This is a genomic window from Streptomyces sp. Q2 (genome assembly GCF_056820935.1).
In genome coordinates, this window is the sequence record NZ_JBXEJE010000007.1 from 176,734 (window position 1) to 192,964 (window position 16,231).

The 16,231-nt window shown below is 68.3% G+C and carries 11 protein-coding genes and 1 pseudogene; 10 read left to right on the plus strand and 2 right to left on the minus strand.

Features of this window, described 5'->3' with window-relative positions; genetic code table 11:
• Window positions 1–53 precede the first annotated feature (53 nt).
• The 8 genes from ACWBNA_RS10110 to katG all read left to right on the plus strand — a co-directional run bounded on the left by ACWBNA_RS10110 (window position 54) and on the right by katG (window position 13,120).
• Window positions 54–476, plus strand: coding sequence for a response regulator (locus ACWBNA_RS10110; protein ID WP_482703915.1), 423 nt, complete (start codon window positions 54–56; stop codon window positions 474–476).
• Entirely contained in the window at window positions 476–850 is a 375-nt protein-coding gene (locus ACWBNA_RS10115; RefSeq protein WP_482703916.1) for a response regulator transcription factor, read from the plus strand. The genes ACWBNA_RS10110 and ACWBNA_RS10115 overlap by 1 nt, the downstream gene beginning before the upstream one ends.
• Window positions 850–1,947 carry a HEAT repeat domain-containing protein gene (locus ACWBNA_RS10120; RefSeq protein ID WP_482703917.1) on the plus strand — a complete coding sequence of 366 codons (1,098 nt, stop codon included), beginning with the start codon at window positions 850–852 and terminating at the stop codon, window positions 1,945–1,947. Before ACWBNA_RS10115 ends, ACWBNA_RS10120 begins: the two co-directional genes overlap by 1 nt.
• On the plus strand, window positions 1,944–3,431 hold the full coding sequence (locus ACWBNA_RS10125; protein ID WP_482703918.1) for a glycosyltransferase family 2 protein: 1,488 nt from the start codon (window positions 1,944–1,946) through the stop codon (window positions 3,429–3,431). Before ACWBNA_RS10120 ends, ACWBNA_RS10125 begins: the two co-directional genes overlap by 4 nt.
• Window positions 3,428–5,527 carry an ATP-binding protein gene (locus ACWBNA_RS10130; protein WP_482703919.1) on the plus strand — a complete coding sequence of 700 codons (2,100 nt, stop codon included), beginning with the start codon at window positions 3,428–3,430 and terminating at the stop codon, window positions 5,525–5,527. Before ACWBNA_RS10125 ends, ACWBNA_RS10130 begins: the two co-directional genes overlap by 4 nt.
• Before the next feature lie 369 nt (window positions 5,528–5,896).
• Window positions 5,897–8,686 (plus strand): response regulator, encoded by a 2,790-nt coding sequence (locus ACWBNA_RS10135; RefSeq protein ID WP_482703920.1) that lies wholly within the window; start codon window positions 5,897–5,899, stop codon window positions 8,684–8,686.
• 59 nt (window positions 8,687–8,745) lie between these two features.
• Window positions 8,746–10,287 carry a diguanylate cyclase domain-containing protein gene (locus tag ACWBNA_RS10140; protein ID WP_482703921.1) on the plus strand — a complete coding sequence of 514 codons (1,542 nt, stop codon included), beginning with the start codon at window positions 8,746–8,748 and terminating at the stop codon, window positions 10,285–10,287.
• A gap of 643 nt (window positions 10,288–10,930) precedes the next feature.
• Entirely contained in the window at window positions 10,931–13,120 is a 2,190-nt protein-coding gene (katG, locus tag ACWBNA_RS10145) for a catalase/peroxidase HPI (protein ID WP_482703983.1), read from the plus strand.
• A gap of 130 nt (window positions 13,121–13,250) precedes the next feature.
• Here katG and ACWBNA_RS10150 read toward each other — a convergent pair whose 3' ends face one another.
• Window positions 13,251–13,643 carry a VOC family protein gene (locus tag ACWBNA_RS10150; protein WP_482703922.1) on the minus strand — a complete coding sequence of 131 codons (393 nt, stop codon included), beginning with the start codon at window positions 13,641–13,643 and terminating at the stop codon, window positions 13,251–13,253.
• A 139-nt stretch (window positions 13,644–13,782) separates the two neighbouring features.
• Here ACWBNA_RS10150 and ACWBNA_RS10155 point away from each other — a divergent pair.
• Window positions 13,783–14,231: pseudogene (locus ACWBNA_RS10155) on the plus strand (Lrp/AsnC family transcriptional regulator).
• A gap of 498 nt (window positions 14,232–14,729) precedes the next feature.
• On the opposite strand, the gene ACWBNA_RS10160 reads toward ACWBNA_RS10155, so the two are convergent.
• Window positions 14,730–15,188: a pyridoxamine 5'-phosphate oxidase family protein gene (locus tag ACWBNA_RS10160; protein WP_482703923.1), complete on the minus strand. Its 459-nt coding sequence runs from the start codon at window positions 15,186–15,188 to the stop codon at window positions 14,730–14,732.
• A 294-nt stretch (window positions 15,189–15,482) separates the two neighbouring features.
• Here ACWBNA_RS10160 and ACWBNA_RS10165 point away from each other — a divergent pair, with 294 nt between their 5' ends.
• Entirely contained in the window at window positions 15,483–16,196 is a 714-nt protein-coding gene (locus ACWBNA_RS10165) for an SDR family NAD(P)-dependent oxidoreductase (protein WP_482703924.1), read from the plus strand.
• Window positions 16,197–16,231 lie beyond the last annotated feature (35 nt).

A 16,231-nucleotide genomic window follows, 5' to 3' on the forward strand; every position in this document is an offset into this window, starting at 1 on the left:
TATGTGGTGAAAGTGAACTATTGGTTCTAACTTGTGACTGACGGTCTGACTTCGTGGACAGGACGGTGATGTTGCCACCGCGCGTACTCGTGATCGAGGACGACCAGGATGTGAGCGCCCTGCTGGAGCGGCACTTCCGCGAGCGGGGATGCCCCGTGGCCGTCGCGTATTCGGGGGAAGAGGGGCTCGGGCTCGCTTTCGCCGACCCTCCGGACATCGCGGTCGTCGACGTGTTGCTGCCCGGCATCGACGGACGGGAGGTCGTCCGCAGGTTGCGGGCGGACGAGCGGACGAGGGGATGCCGTCTGGTCGTCTCCTCGGTGCTCGACCGGGAAGATCTGGTCGGTCTCGCGGACGAGGTGCTGCCCAAACCGTTCCGGCAGTCGGCCGTGGCACGGCTCGTGGACTCCTACCGAAACTCCCTGGCCCTTGAGTCCCAGGAGTCCCATGAGTCCCAGGAGTCACAGGAGGAGTAATGGCTCATGTCCTGATAGCCGACGACGACGCGGACATCCGGGATCTGGTGGCGTTCAAGCTGACCCAGAGCGGTCACCAGGTCACGGCCGTGGAGGACGGTATGGCGGCGCTCCAGGCCGCGCGTGAGAACACGGTGGACCTGGCACTGCTCGACATACGGATGCCGGGCATGTCGGGTCTGGATGTCTGCCGGGAGCTGCGCGCGGCGTCCCAGACCGCGACGCTCCCCGTCATCATGATCACCGCCCGGTCCCAGGAAGCGGACGTCGAGGTCGGCTTCGCGGCGGGAGCCGACGACTACATCATCAAGCCGTTCAGCCCGCGGGAGCTGTCCAGCAGGGTGACCGCGGTGCTCAACCGGGTGGAACGGTGATGCCCAACGGCCTCCTCAGTGGCGCGTTGCTGGGCCTGCTGGCCGTCGTCTCGGCGCTGAGCCTGCTGATCCTCGGCAACCGCCTCGTCCGCAGGTACCGACAGCGCGGACGTGAGCGGATCGCGGCACCGGTGCGCGGTCTCCTGCTGCAGGTCCTGTGCGCCGAAGGGGACGAGCAGACCGAGCTGCTGCACCGGCTGACGGAGATCGACAGACGGACCTGGGCCGCCCTGGAGCCGACCCTGACGGCGCTGCTGGGGAAGGTCGCCGGCGGAGCCCGTACGGCGCTGGTCCGCCTGTACGAGTTGCGCGGGGCCGCCGTGGACGCCGTCTCCGACCTGTCGAGCCGCAGCGCGGTCCGGCGGGGGCGCGCCGCGCAGGTGCTCGGTCAACTGGGCCACCGTCCCGCCGCCCCGTCGCTGTGCCCTCTGCTGGCCGATCGCGACCCCGAGGTCCGCCTGGCCGCCGCACGCGCGCTGGGCCGGTGCGGGGGACCGGAGTCCGTGCCGTACCTCCTCGAGGCCCTCCGCGGACCGCGGGCGGTGCCGCCCGCCGTGGTCACCAGGGCGCTGGTCTCCCTGGGACCGGAGGCACAGCGGAGTGTCGCCGCGGGACTGGAACATCCGGAACCTCTCGCCAGAGCCGTGACCATCGAAGTCCTCGGCGCGACCGGCGTGGTCTCACACACGTCAGGGATCGCCCGTGCACTGGGCGAGGACCCCCAGATCGAGGTACGCATCAAGGCGGCACGCGCGCTGGGCCGACTGGGTATGCCCGACGGCCTGGAGCCGCTGCTGGCGGCTGTCCGGCCGGGTCAGCCGGTCGCGCTGCGCATGGTGGGCGCCGGGGCCCTTGGCACTCTGGGAGCCGTCGCCGCGACGGGCCCGCTGGCGGAGCTGCTCGGCGATCCCGACCCACATGTGGCAGCCACGGCGGCTCGCGCGCTGCTGCAGCTCGGCCCGGAAGGGCAGGCTGCGCTGCGCGCGGTGGCCGAGGACCACTCCCGCCGACAGGCCGTCGCCCAGGCCAGAGCCGTGCTCGCCGAATCGGCGGTCGGGGCCGCACGCCACGACGTCCGTGCGGAGGTGGCTCTGTGATCACGGCGGCCGACGAACCGTGGGCGTCGCTGCTGGGCGCGGCGCACTCGCTGCTCACCGTGTGCGACGGCGCGGTGATCACGTACTTCCTGGCCATCAACACCACTTATCTGGTGCTCATCCTGATCGCCCTCGGGGAGTTCGTCAGAACGCTGCGCCGGGCTCCCTTCGCGGGCCATGACGAGGCCGCCACCAGCCCCCTCACCCCACCCGTTTCGGTGATCATGCCCGCGTACAACGAAGCGGCCGGCATCGTCGAAGCGGTACGGGCCATGCTGTTGCTGCGCTACCCGGAGTTCGAGGTCGTCGTCATCGACGACGGCTCCACCGACGGCACGCTGGACGCCCTGCGGGACGCCTTCGACCTCGCCGAGGTGGAGTACGTGGTGCCCGACGACGTCCCCGTACGCGGCAGGATCACCTCGGTCCATCTGCCGAGGGGCGGCCCGGTGCGCCTGGTGGTGGCCCGCAAGGACAACGGCGGCAAGGCCGACACGCTCAACGTCGGCATCAACCTGGCACGCTATCCGCTGCTGTGCATGGTGGACGCGGACTCGATCCTCGACTCCCAGGCGCTGCTCGCGGTGGCCAAACCGTTCTGCGACGATCCGCTGCGGGTGGTCGCCTCCGGCGGCGTGGTCGGCCTCGCCAACGGCTGCACCGTCGTCGCGGGGCGGGTGGTCGAGGCGCGTGTGCCCCCGGACGTGCTCGGACGCGTTCAGGTCGTCGAGTATCTTCGCGCCTTCCTGCTCGGCCGCACCGGATGGTCCAAGCTCGGCAGCCTGCTGGTCATCGCCGGGGCCTTCGGCCTCTTCCGCAAGGACGCGGTCGTGGCGGTCGGCGGGATGGACCCGGACTGTATCGGCGAGGACGCCGAACTGGTCATCCGCCTCCACCGGCACATGCGCGAGCAGGGTCGTGACTACCGCATCGTCTTCGTCGCCGAGCCGATCTCCTGGAGCGAGGCACCCTCGAAGCTGACGATGCTGGCCCGCCAGCGGCGGCGGTGGCACCGCGGCCTGACGGAGATCCTGCTCAAGCACCGCCGCATGATCGGTAACCCCCGCTACGGCCGCATCGGACTGCTGGCACTGCCCTTCTACGTCGTCTTCGAACTCCTGGCCCCGCTGGTGGAGCTCGCGGGACTGGTTCTCGTACCCCTCGGCGTACTGATCGGTGCGGTGAACGTCGACTTCCTCTGGCGCTTCATGCTTGCCGCCTACGCCTACGCCATCGTCGTCAGCATGGTGTCGGTCGGTGTGGAGGAGTACGCCTTCCACCGTTTCACCCGGTGGCGGGACGTCTGGGGAGCCCTCGTCGGGGTGGTCGTCGAGAACATCGGATACCGCCAGTTGACAGCGTGGTGGCGGCTGCGCGGCATGTGGGACGCGTTGCGCGGGTCTCCCCAGGTGTGGGGTGCCATGACCCGTGCGGGATTCGCCTCTCCCGGTCAGGAGAGGGAGAGCGGAGGTGATCGTGCATGAGCCGTGCATCCAGGCAGGGCAGCGGCCGGGTGGCGCACCGGCTCGGCCTCGCGTTCGGGCTGCTGACCCTTCTGATCGCCCTGTGCGGGGCCGGTACGCTGATCGGCGCGCTGGTGCTGGACAGCCAGCGCGACCGGATCAGCGACCGCATCCACCCCGCCGAGATCGACAATCTGCGCCTGTTCAACGCGGGCATCAGCGTGCAGCGTTCGATGCGGGGCTATTTGGTCACGGGCGACCCGAGAGAGCTCGCCGCCTTCCGCGCGGCCCGGGACGGCATTCCATCGATCATCGAGGGCGTCCGTGGCCACGAGGTCGCGGACGAAGGCGATCTCGCGACGCAGCAGCGGCAGATCGAGGCCTATCTGCGCCTGGCCGACGACCAGGCGCACACCACTCCGGGAAGCGCGCAGGCCGTCGCGCTCACCCGGGAGGCCAGCCGGCGGTTCGGCGCGTTCGAGGCGACCAACGCCCGTCTGAACGACGAGCTGAACGAAGAAGAGCAGCGTCTGGAGGGGAACGCCGACGCGGTGATCCGGGCGGGCGTGGCCGGGCTCGGCGCCGCGCTGGTCGTGGCCCTCGCCGTGGCCGTGTACACGTCGGTGCACGCCACGCGCGCCCTGACCGGGCCGCTGCGGAGAACCGCGTGGACGCTCGGCCGGCTCACCGCGGGAGACCGTGCGGCCCGGGTCGAGGTGACGGGGCCGGAGGAGATCCGGGCGGTGGCGCGGTCGGTCAACGTGCTCGCGGACGAGAGCGACCGGCTACGGGCGGTCGAGGAGGAACGGCATCGACTGTCGACGGCCGCGAGGGAGACCGGCATCCGGATCAGGGACCGCCTCGAGGTCGGCTATGTCCTCGACGCGTCGTGTCGCGGCATCGGCGAGGTCATGCAGGCCGACTACGTCTTCATCCTGCTCGCCGAGGACGGCGGTTCAGAGTTTCCCGTGGCCCGGGTGTGGTCCGCGGAGCGCGGCCTGCTGCCCGACGAGGAGCAAGGACGCATACCGACGCTCCCGGCGGACGTGGTCCGTGACCACTACCGGCGGGGAACGGCCTGGCTGGTCACCGACCTGCCCCAGTACGTGTCCGACACCAGGCCGATGCCTGGTGCCCCCGGCTCCTTCGGGACGACCGGTATGCCGGCGGAGAACCGCGCTGCCGCGGCGGCGCTGGGCCTGCACTCGGCGGTGATCATCCCCATAGGGGTGGGGGAGGAACCGATCGGTGCCGTGTCCGTGGCCCGTACCAGCGCCGACCGACCTTGGCGTCCGGTCGAGGTCGACATCGCCGAGTCCATGGCCGGCGGTGTCGGCCGGGCGCTGCACACCGCCCTTCTCTACGAGAAGGAGTCGGGCCTGGTGGACAAGCTGCGAGCCCTGGACAAGGCCAAGAGTGACTTCCTGTCCACCGTCTCCCATGAGCTGCGCACCCCGCTGACGAGCATCGTGGGATACATCGAGCTGCTGAAGGACGAGGACACCGGTCCGCTCTCCCCGTCCCAGCTGCGCATGCTGGACGTCGTCGACCGCAACGCCAACCGGTTGCGGACACTGATCGAGGACCTGCTCACGCTCTCCAGGATCGAGTCGGGCGCGTTCACCTCCCAGAAGGGACCGATCGACCTGCGACGGCTGGTGGCCTCGGCGGTCGACGCGATCAAACCGGCCGCCGAGGCCGCCTCGGTCACACTGGAGACGCGGTGCCCCGAGCAGCCGCTGGTGCTGGAGGCGGACGGCGAACAACTCGACCGGGTCCTGATGAACCTGCTGTCCAACGCGGTGAAGTTCACCCGCGGCGGTGGCAAAGTCAGTGTACGAGCGGGCGCGCAGGACGGGGAGGCGCTGCTGAGCGTGAGCGACACCGGCATCGGCATTCCCGCGGCCGAGCAGGAGAAGCTCTTCCAGCGGTTCTTCCGCGCCTCGAACGCCACCGAACAGGCCATCCCTGGTACCGGTCTGGGCCTGACCATCGTGCGCACGATCGTGGCGAACCATGGCGGCCGGACGGAGGTGAACTCCGAAGAGGGCCGGGGTACCACGATCACCGCCTGGCTGCCGCTCACCGGTACGGACGGTGGGGCGGGCTCCGCCTGAACGGCGCCGCCCCGCGGCCTCCCGGGACGCCCGGCGGCCGGCCCCGCCCTGACCGGACCTCAGTTGTCCAGCCCCGCAGGGGCAGTCCGGTACGTGCGCGTCGGCCGTCAGAAGGCCGGCACCGGAAGCCATGGGCATGAGGGTGCCTGGCAACCGGGCTACTCGGATGGCCGTAGCCCGACCGTAAACACCGGCTCGGCGTCCGCTTCCTCGATTTGCGATCTTCAGTGGTTCATTCTTTGCTGGAAATGTCCGACGAGCGGATCGCTTGATCTCCGTCATCGCACGCCGCACCGAAACCGTCGCGACCGGTCTGTTCGGTGGTCCCGGCCGCGCCTTGTGGCCGTGCCTGACATGTGGAGGCGGACGATGGAACCGGAATCGAAAGCCGGGCCAAGGCAGTATGCGGCCGACGACGAGGAGCGGTTTCGGCTGCTGCTCAAGAACTCTCCGGACATGGTCTTCCGCCGGACGACGGAGGGCGTCTACCAGGAGGTGTCCGCCGCGGGGCAGGCATTGCTGGGCCGTCCGGTCGAGGAGATCGTGGGGACGTCGCTGAAGTCCTGGGTCCATCCGGCCGATGTGGAGGAATTCGAGTGGGCGGAGCGGGATCTGCTCCGCGACGGCCGGGTGTCGGTGTGTCTGCGTCTGCGGCATGCCGACAGGCACTCGATGTGGACGGAGTTGACGTCCTGGGTGGTGCGGGGACCCGCAGGCGAGCCGATCGAAGTACGCGGGTTCGTCCGTGAGGCGGAAGGCCAGCGGCGCAGGGAGGAAGCGCTGCGGCTGTTGCAGGATCAGGCACGTTCGGTCATCGAGACCGCCCGGGACGCCTTCGTCTCCATCGACGAGGATGGCCTGGTCATCGACTGGAACCTGAGCGCAGAGAGGCTGTTCGGGTTCAGCCACCGCGAGACGGTGGGCCGTCCGCTGACGGAGACGATCATTCCTGACCGGTACCACGCCGCGCACAGGGCCGGTCTGCAAAGGGTGCTGGCCGGCGGTGAGTCTCATGTGCTGGGCCGTCAGGTCGAACTCACCGCCCGTCATCACGACGGCCACGAGATCCCGGTCGAACTGGCGGTGTGGCGGCTGAAGTCGGCGAAGGCGCGCTGCTTCAACGCCTTCATCCGGGACATCAGCGAGCGCAAACAGGCCGAAGCCGCTCTGGCGGAGGCCCGCGACCAGGCGATCGCCGCGTCCCAGGCGAAGTCGCAGTTCGTCGCCTCCATGAGCCACGAGATCCGCACCCCCATGAACGGCGTCATCGGGCTGAGCGACCTGCTGCTGGGCACCGAACTGGATGCCGAGCAGCGACGTTACGCCGAGGGCATTCAGGCCGCCGGCACGGCACTGCTGTCGCTGATCAACGACATCCTGGACTTCTCCAAGCTGGAGGCGGGCAAACTCGAACTGGACGAGGTCGCTTTCAGCCCGCAGGTGCTGGTGGAGGAAGTCGTCTCGCTGGTGGCGCAGACCGGCCAGGCCCAGGGTCTCGAACTGCTCAGCGACTGCCATCCCGACCTGCCCGCGATGGTGCTTGGCGACGCCGGCCGATTGCGGCAGATCCTGCTCAACCTGGCGTCCAACGCGGTGAAGTTCACCAAATCCGGCGAGGTCGTGCTTCGTGCCCGCCCGGCCCCGTCCCGTTCACCCGCAGAGCAGGCGCCGTGGCTGCAATTCGAGGTGGCCGACACAGGCATCGGTATCGCCGAGGCCGATCAGGCACGGATGTTCGACGCCTTCTCCCAGGCCGATGCCTCCACCACCCGCCGCTACGGAGGCACCGGTCTGGGCCTGGCCATCTGCCGCAGGCTCACCGAGGCCATGGGCGGCTCCATCGGCGTCAACAGCCGGCCCGGCCAGGGCAGCACCTTCTCCTTCGTGGTACCGGTTCGCGCACCCGACGCCCCCGAACAACCCCCGCCCCCACCCCACCCCGACATCCTTCGCGGGCTGCGGGTCCTGGTCGTCGACGACAACGACACCAACCGGCTGATCCTCGACACGCAGCTGCGCAGATGGCACATTCAGCCGGCCATGGTCGCCGGCGGCCCCCAGGCACTGGTGGCTCTGCACGAGGCAGAGGCCGCTGGTCGCTCCTTCCACCTCGCCCTTGTCGACATGCACATGCCTGACATGGACGGCCTGGAACTCGCCCGCCGGATCACCACCGATCAGAACTTCGCCCGCGTGCACATGCTGCTGCTCACCTCCGGCCCCCCGCCGCCCGCCGCCGAGTTGCAGGCGGCCGGGATCGCCCAGAGCCTGTCCAAGCCCATCCACCAGTCGCAGCTCCTGGACGCCCTGGTCGAAGTGGCCACCCGGACAACGCCGGTGACCAGAGCGGCTCCGAAAGCGCAGGCCCCCCGCACGCCCCGGCCCGCCCACCGGGGTCATCTCCTGCTCGTCGAGGACAACGAGATCAACCAGATGGTCGCCCAGGGCATGCTCACCCGGCTCGGCTACAGCACGGACACCGCCGCCGACGGCGCCCAGGCCCTGCGCATGACCGAGGAACACGATTATCAGGCCGTACTCATGGACTGTCATATGCCCCGGATGGACGGCTACAGCGCCACCAGGGAACTGCGCCGCCGGGAACGGGACCACGGCCGTCACCTGCCGGTGATCGCCATGACCGCCAGCGCCCTCGCCGAGGACCGGGAACGGTGCCTGGCCGCGGGCATGGACGACTACGTCTCCAAACCCGTCAGCGCCGACAACCTGGAACAAGCCCTCGCGCACTGGGTCCGCCCAGCCGACCCACAGGCGGACAACGAGGACCTGCGCGCATCCATCGAGCAGCGGCTGGACGAACTACGCGGCGCCGGCACCCCGGCCGAGCACGAACTGGTGGACAGGCTGGTGGACCACTTCCTCGTCCGGGCCCCCGAGATGACCAGTTCACTCTTCCACGCGCTCGACCGCCACGACACGCAGGAGATCGCAGATCAGGCACACAGCCTCAGAGGTGCGGCCGGCAACATGGGCGCCGAGGGCCTCGCCGCCCGCTGCCGGGAGTTGGAAGAGCACGCGCGTGCCGGACACCCGGCCTCACTGGCCGAGACCGCTCCCCGCCTCCAGGACGAACTCGACCGCACCTGTCGCACTCTCGAGACGCTCCGCTCCCAAACTCCCGGCCGCGAACCTGGTTGACGAGCCGCCCGCACACTGCCGCCCGGGCGCGTAGGGGCCAGAGGAGGGAAGGAGAATCTGTGGGCAAGGTTCAAGGCCTGTCGCCCGCCAGCCGTGATGCGGCGGTCTGGGCGTATGTGGCGGCAGGGACCACGATCATCATCATCTATCTGGTCAGTTCCTCCTCAGCGCGTTACATGCTGCCCGTGCTGGTAGCCGCCTCAGTCGTCTTCGCGATAGCAATGGGACTCACCAGGAACAGGCCCCCATCGTTCGTTCCGTGGTGTCTCCTCGCGGCGGCAATGGCTCCGTACACGGTGGCGGACGCGATCTGGGGCACGTACCAGGTCCGCGACGCAGACGTTCCGTTCCCGGGTGTGGCCGACATGCTGTACCTGGGCAGCTACCTGTTGTTCGCCGCGGGCCTGGTGACATTGGCCCGGCAGCAGTCAGGCCGTCTGCACTTAGCGGGGCTGCTGGACGCGGGAATCGTCACGCTGGGGTTCTGCATTCTGTCGTGGGCGTTCATCATCGCCCCCTACCTGCGCAGCGAACTGTCCGCGTGGCCGCTCGCGGTGTCCATCGCCTATCCCGTCACCGACCTGGTGCTGTTGTCCGTGGCCGCGCGGCTGATGCTCACCACCGGCAAGCGCACTCCGTCGTTGCTTCTGTGCATCGGATGGCTGCTGGCCCTCCTCGCCGCCGACGGCCTCTACTACGGAACGATGGCGACGACCGGGACCGCGATCGCGGAGGACGTGTCCGAAGTGGGGTGGATGGTCTCGTCCCTCCTGCTGGGGGCTGCGGTGCTGCACCCGTCGGTCGGCCGTCCGGCACAACTGTCGGACGGCAATGAGAGCATGCCCCGGCGGCGACTGTCGATCCTGATCGCGCTCATCCTGGTGGGGCCGTTGATCATGGTGGCCAATGTCGGGGGTATCCGGTACCAGCCCGTGAACGTCACGGTGATCGTCGGCATGCTGGCGACCCTTTCGCTGCTGTTGGTGCTGCGCATCGCGTTCCTGGCCCAGTACGCCCAGAGCAGGGCCGCCGAAGCGCGGACGCAGGCCCACGACCTCGCAGCATCACTGCGAGAGCAGGAACAGCTCCAAAAGCAGCTGAGCCATCAGGCGACCCACGACCCGTTGACGGGTCTGGCCAATCGAGTGCTGCTGAACGAGCGCTTGGAATCCGCTCTCGGCCGGTGCTCCGCCACTTCCCCCGCCGGACTGCTGATGCTCGATCTCGACGGCTTCAAGGAAGTCAACGACTCGCTGGGGCACCCGTCCGGCGACGAACTGCTCGTTGACGTCGCACGGCGGCTGACAGGCAGGGTCCGCGAGCAGGACATCGTGGCCAGGCTCGGCGGGGACGAATTCGCACTGCTCGTGGAAGGCATGGGCGCGAGCGCACTGTGCGACTACACCGTCCGGATCCTCGACTCCTTCAAGGACTCCTTCACCCTCGCCCATGGCCATTCGGTTCACGTGACAACAAGCATCGGAGCACGGAGCATCACCAGGCCGACCACGCTGGCAGAAGCGCTGAGGGACGCTGACATCGCCCTGTACCGAGCCAAAACCGCAGGCAAGAACCAAGCCGTGTTTTTCGAATCCCCGTAGCGGAGTCGTGAATCGGCTGGGCGACAGGCGCCTGGAAGAAGCCCAGCTTCTTCGGCGAGTAGCTCACCAGCAGGTTCTTCGTCTGCTGGTGGTACAGAGTCGGCGGGCGGCCAGGGAAAGGGCCTGAGCCGAAGCCAATCGCGAGGGTTGGCCCGCGCAGGGTCCGGATCTTGGTCAGTCGCGGCCGACCGTCGCACCGCTTGCCCCCGATCGGCGTCGTCGGGGCCCACTTCTCCATTACCTGGGGGCGGGCACGGGCCGGATGGGTAAGCGGCAGCTTCGGGGTCGGTCGCCTCCGTGTCGGCCCTCGGCCGTGCGAGCCGCGATGACTCCGGGCAGCATCGACGTAAGGCCGACCACCCGGGGTGGCGGCAGTCGCGTCCGCAGTGGGCGACACCTCGGCCGCATGGCCGAACTCACCGGTGCGCCGCGCCGTCCGCTTCACGAGAGTCAGGGCAGTCACCCGGCACGTCGCTTGGAGATCGACTTCCAGGTAGGAAAGATGCCTTTGCTCGCGCGTTTGTCGTGCGGGGTGCCCTGCGTGTTTCGTAGCGGTGCCGTCTGCGGTACGCGACTATACGGACGCCGACATCACATTCATCGGCATGATGCGTGGAATCGCCGATGCAGAAAGAAGGAAGACATGTCCGGTAGCGAAAGCGAGAACCCGGTAATCGCCTCTCCGACCCCCACGCCGACTCGGCCCAGGACGAACCGGGACTGGTGGCCGAATCAGCTGGATCTCCAAATTCTCCACCAACACTCGTCCCACTCCAATCCGATGGACGAGGGCTTCGACTACGCGAGAGAGTTCGCGGCACTCGACCTCGACGCACTGAAGCAGGACGTCTTCGACGTGATGACGACGTCACAGCAATGGTGGCCTGCCGACTACGGCCACTACGGGCCGCTCTTCATCCGGATGAGTTGGCACGCCGCGGGCACGTACCGTGTCGCCGACGGCCGGGGCGGTGGCGGCAGCGGCGCTCAGCGCTTCGCCCCCCTGAACAGTTGGCCGGACAACGCGAGCCTCGACAAGGCGCGCCGTTTGCTGTGGCCGGTCAAGCAGAAGTACGGACAGAAAATCTCCTGGGCCGACCTTCTGGTTTTCGCCGGTAACTGTGCCATGGAATCGATGGGATTCAGGACGTTCGGTTTCGGATTCGGGCGAGAGGACATCTGGGAACCCGAGGAGATCTTCTGGGGGTCCGAGGACATCTGGCTCGGAGATGAGCGCTACAGCGGCGACAGGGAACTCGCCACTCCCTTCGGTGCCGTGCAGATGGGACTGATCTACGTCAATCCGGAGGGGCCCAACGGAAACCCGGATCCGATGGCCTCCGCCCGGGACATTCGCGAGACATTCCGGCGCATGGCGATGAACGACGAGGAGACGGTCGCGCTCATCGTCGGCGGCCACACCTTCGGCAAGTGTCATGGTGCGGTCGATCCCACGTACATCGGCCCGGAACCCGAGGCCGCACCCGTCGAGCAACAGGGTCTCGGCTGGTGGAACACGTACGGCAGCGGCAAGGGCGCCGACGCGCTCACCAGTGGGCTCGAGGGCGCATGGACCTCCGAGCCGACCCGGTGGGACAACGGGTACCTGGACAACCTGTTCAGGTACGAATGGGAGCTGACGACGAGCCCCGCCGGTGCCAAGCAGTGGACTCCCACGGATCCTTCGGCCCAGGGCACGGTGCCCGATGCTCATGATCCGTCGAGGCGGCACGCTCCGATGATGCTGACGACGGACCTCGCTCTGAAGCTGGATCCGGTCTACGGCCCGATCTCGAAGAGCTTCCACGAGAACCCGGACAAGCTCGCGGAAGCCTTCGCCAAGGCGTGGTACAAGCTGTTGCACCGCGACATGGGACCCGCCACGCGCTACCTCGGCCCGTGGGTTCCCGAGCCGCAACTGTGGCAGGACCCCGTCCCCGAGGTCGATCACGAACTCGTCGTGGCCGAGGACATCGCTGCTCTCAAGGGCACGATCGTCGCCTCGGGGCTGTCCATCTCCCAGCTGGTCACCACCGCTTGGGCCTCGGCGGCGAGCTTCCGCGGCACCGACAAGCGGGGCGGGGCCAACGGGGCACGGATTCGCCTCGCGCCGCAACGGGACTGGGAGATCAACCACCTGCCCGAGGTGGCCGAGGTGCTGCAGAAGCTGGAGCGGATCCAGCAGGACTTCAACCGCTCCCATGCCGGCGGCACGAGGGTCTCGCTCGCCGACCTGATCGTCCTGGGCGGGTGCGCGGCCGTCGAGCAAGCCGCGAAGAACGCCGGTTACCAGATCACCGTTCCGTTCGCGCCGGGGCGCACGGACGCTTCGCAGGAACAGACCGACGTGGAGTCGTTCGCCGTGCTGGAACCCAGGGCCGACGGATTCCGGAACTACGTCCGCGCGGGCGAGAAGCTGTCGGCGGAGACACTCCTGCTGGACCGCGCCAACCTGTTGACGCTGACCGCCCCCGAGATGACGGTACTGATCGGCGGCATGCGGATCCTGCAAACCGGCTACAAGCGATCCTCACACGGCGTCTTCACTCACCGGCCGGAGACGCTGACCAACGACTTCTTCGTCAACCTGCTCGACATGGGCACGGAGTGGAAGGCGTCGACTTCGGACGAGAACGTGTTCGAAGGCCGGGATCGCGCCACAGGCGAGCTCAAGTGGACCGCCACCGCGGTCGACCTCATCTTCGGATCACACTCCCAGCTCCGAGCCGTCTCGGAGGTCTACGCGTCCCAGGACGCGGGACACAAGTTCGTGCGTGACTTCGTGGCCGCGTGGGACAAAGTGATGAACCTCGATCGGTTCGACCTGGCCTGAACCCGATGTCCGGGCGGGGGGGGCAGGGACGCTGGTCCCTCAGAGCTCCCGCAGCGCTTCCATGGCGGGCACGCGCACTCCACACAGCACGCGGGCCCGCCGAGCCCACAGGGTCAACCGGCCCCGCTCGTCAATTCTCCTGGAGCACGGAGAGAACGTTCCCGGCCGGGTCGGTGAACCACGCGATCGCCGCAGGACCGCCGTCACCGACACGGACGATGCCCTTCTCGTCGTGGTCGAATTCGGGATAGCGCTCAAGGTTCACGCCGCGCCGCTCCAGTTCATTGACGGCGGCCTCGATGTCGTCCACGGGGAAGTTGAGAAGCGTGAACGTCGCGGGGGTGTGCGTCTCCTTCGGATAGACGAAGACACGCGCGCCGCTGCCGAGTGTGAGGGTCAGCATCCGCATGTCCCCCTGCCCGGTCTCCTCCACCTGGAGACCGAGAGTCTCACCGTAGAACCGGCGGGCCTCGCCGAGATCGTCGACCGCGAAGCCGCTGAAAGCCTGCGACTGTCCGAACATGCCGTGTGTCTCCTTCACGGGTGAGCCAACACAAGATCTCAGGGCACACCACACGGGCCACGGTCAACGGCACGCCACGCGGTCGACGCCCGGATGGTCGTGCGCCCTTCACCCTCACGAAGCGATGGCCGGCCGCCGCCTGTGCTCCGTCGACGGACGGTCACCGGAGCCGATCACCATCGACCTCTTGACGGTCACCGAGCTGGCCCGCGCGTGCAGCTCAGTGTCTCGCCTTGCCACCGTCGCCTGCGCGACCTTGAACGCGAGGGCGCCATCCTCGGCTACCGGGCGATAGTGGACCCGGCGGCCGTCGGCCTGAACTTCGAGGCTCTCGTCTTCGCCACCCTGCGCTGGGAGGACCCCGACACCGTCACGGCCTTCGAAGAGGCCGTGAGCGCTGTCCCGCACGTCATCCAGGCGCAGCGCCTGTTCGGCGAACCCGACTACCTGCTCCGTGTCGCCACCACCGACCTGACCGCATTCCGGCAGCTCTACGACCAGCAGCTCGCCCGACTGCCCGGGGTCCAGCGCCTGACCTCCACCCTCGTCATGAAGAACGTCGTCCACGACCGCCCCCTGCCTGAGTAGCCGCCTGTCCGCGAACCCGGTTGCCACGAAGGCCGGGTCGGGAGTCTCTACCGGCCGTGCGCTGGGAGGACCTGGACGTTATGAGGTGTTTCGGTGAGTTTTGGCGGAGGCGTCGGTTCTCCTCGCCTGGTGCAGTGCTCCGAATCGCGAGAGCGACCAGGCCGCCGGGCCGACGGGTGATGGGCCAGGCGCGCGCCACCCGCGCCGGCACTGGCGGGGGGTGGGGGAGCGGTCGCGCGGGAGGACACCGGCACCAATTCCAAGCGGTTGGCGGGGACGTTTCGTGTCGCCATGCCGTAGGAATCCGCAGGTCAGTGGCACATGTGGTGGGGCACCATAGCTCGGGGGTAGAGGTGCGTGCGGGCACCATGAGGACGGTGGGACCGTCGGGGCCGCTACGGGAACTCACCGGGCCGGCGAGAGCACTGTCGGAGTTGCCCTGTTCGGCCACATCGGGCGGTCCTCGGTGGGTGGTCTCTTCGGCGTCGCCGGGAGCCGTCACAGCTTGCGGAAGTCCCAGGAGACGGTCTTCGACGGTGTCAGGCGGATCCACGCATGCCGGCCATCGTGCGGCATTGCCTCCAGGCCGAAGTTCTTGCGGGCGAACAGCGGTTCCAACGCGTCGAGTTCGCTGCATGGTTCTCCGGTGCGGGGGCTCTCGCCCACGAACTCCGCAGTGCCTGACAGTTCGACGCCGCGCAGTTCCCCGTACCCCTCGCCGGAGTCGATGATGATCGCGACGCGGGGGTCGTTCCGAAGGTCGGCCCATCGCTTGCTGCGCACGATGGAGTACAGCCACAGCGAGGTTCCGTCCCAGGCGAACCAGAGGGCGCTGACATGCGGGGCACCGTCGCTCGAGACGGTTGCGATCCGGCACGTGCGCTGGGTGGCGAGGAACTCGTCCAGCTCGTCCGGCGTCATCATGATCTTCCGGCTTCTGCGCTGAGTTGCCGCCATGCGGGCCTCTTCTCTTGCGTCAGGGCGGGACTGTCTCTGGCGTCAGGGTGGGACTCGTTTCCGGCGTAGCGGCAGAAGCATGGGCCGATTTCCCCGAGTCTGCAATGACTGAGGGGACCTTCCGCGGCGATGGTGGTGAACCCGTAGCGGGTTTTCGGAGATGCTCAGCACCGGCACGACGAACGGCAGGAGGAGAACACTCGGCAGCGGGACCTTGAACGCGAAGCTGATCCCCAAGGTCGTCCGTCCGGACCGGGCGCAGGGACTGAATCACTCATACCGGAGATGACAGACATGGCGCTGATACTGGTAACCGGGTCGTCCAGCGGACTGGGACGCGACGCGGCGAACGCCTTGGCCGAGGGCGGGCACGACGTGGTCATCCACGTCCGCAACCCGGCCCGTCTGGCCGACGCGGAGGACACCGCCCGGTGGAAGGGCATCGTCGTCGGCGATCTCGCCGAGCTGGACGAGATCCATGATGTCGCCCGGCAGGCCTCCGAGTTCGGCCGCTTCGACGCCGTCATCCACAACGCCGGCGTCCTGCACTCGCCCGAAACGGTCAACGTCAACACCGTCGCGCCCTACATGCTGACGGCCCTGATGGAAAAACCGGCCAGGCTCATCTATCTCAGCAGCTCCATGCACCGAACCGGCTCCACCGACCTGCGGCGGCTGGCCGCCGGCACCGCTTCTTATGACGACAGCAAACTGTGGGTCACCACCTTGGCGCTCGCACTCGCCTCCCGATGGGAAGGAACCTCCAGCCATGCGGTCGACCCCGGATGGGTCCCCACACGTATGGGTGGCGCCGGCGCATCGGACGACCTGGACGCAGGGCATCAGACGCAGGTATGGCTCGCCACCCACCACGACGTAGTCCCGCGCACCGGCGGTTACTGGTACCACCGACAGACGCAGACGCCCCATTCCGCAGCGCGGGACGAAGCGTTCCGCGACCGCCTGATCCAAGCCCTGGCGAGCCACACCGGCGTCCCGCTCGCCTGACTGTGACGCCTGGGGTGTCGATCATCGGGGAGCGT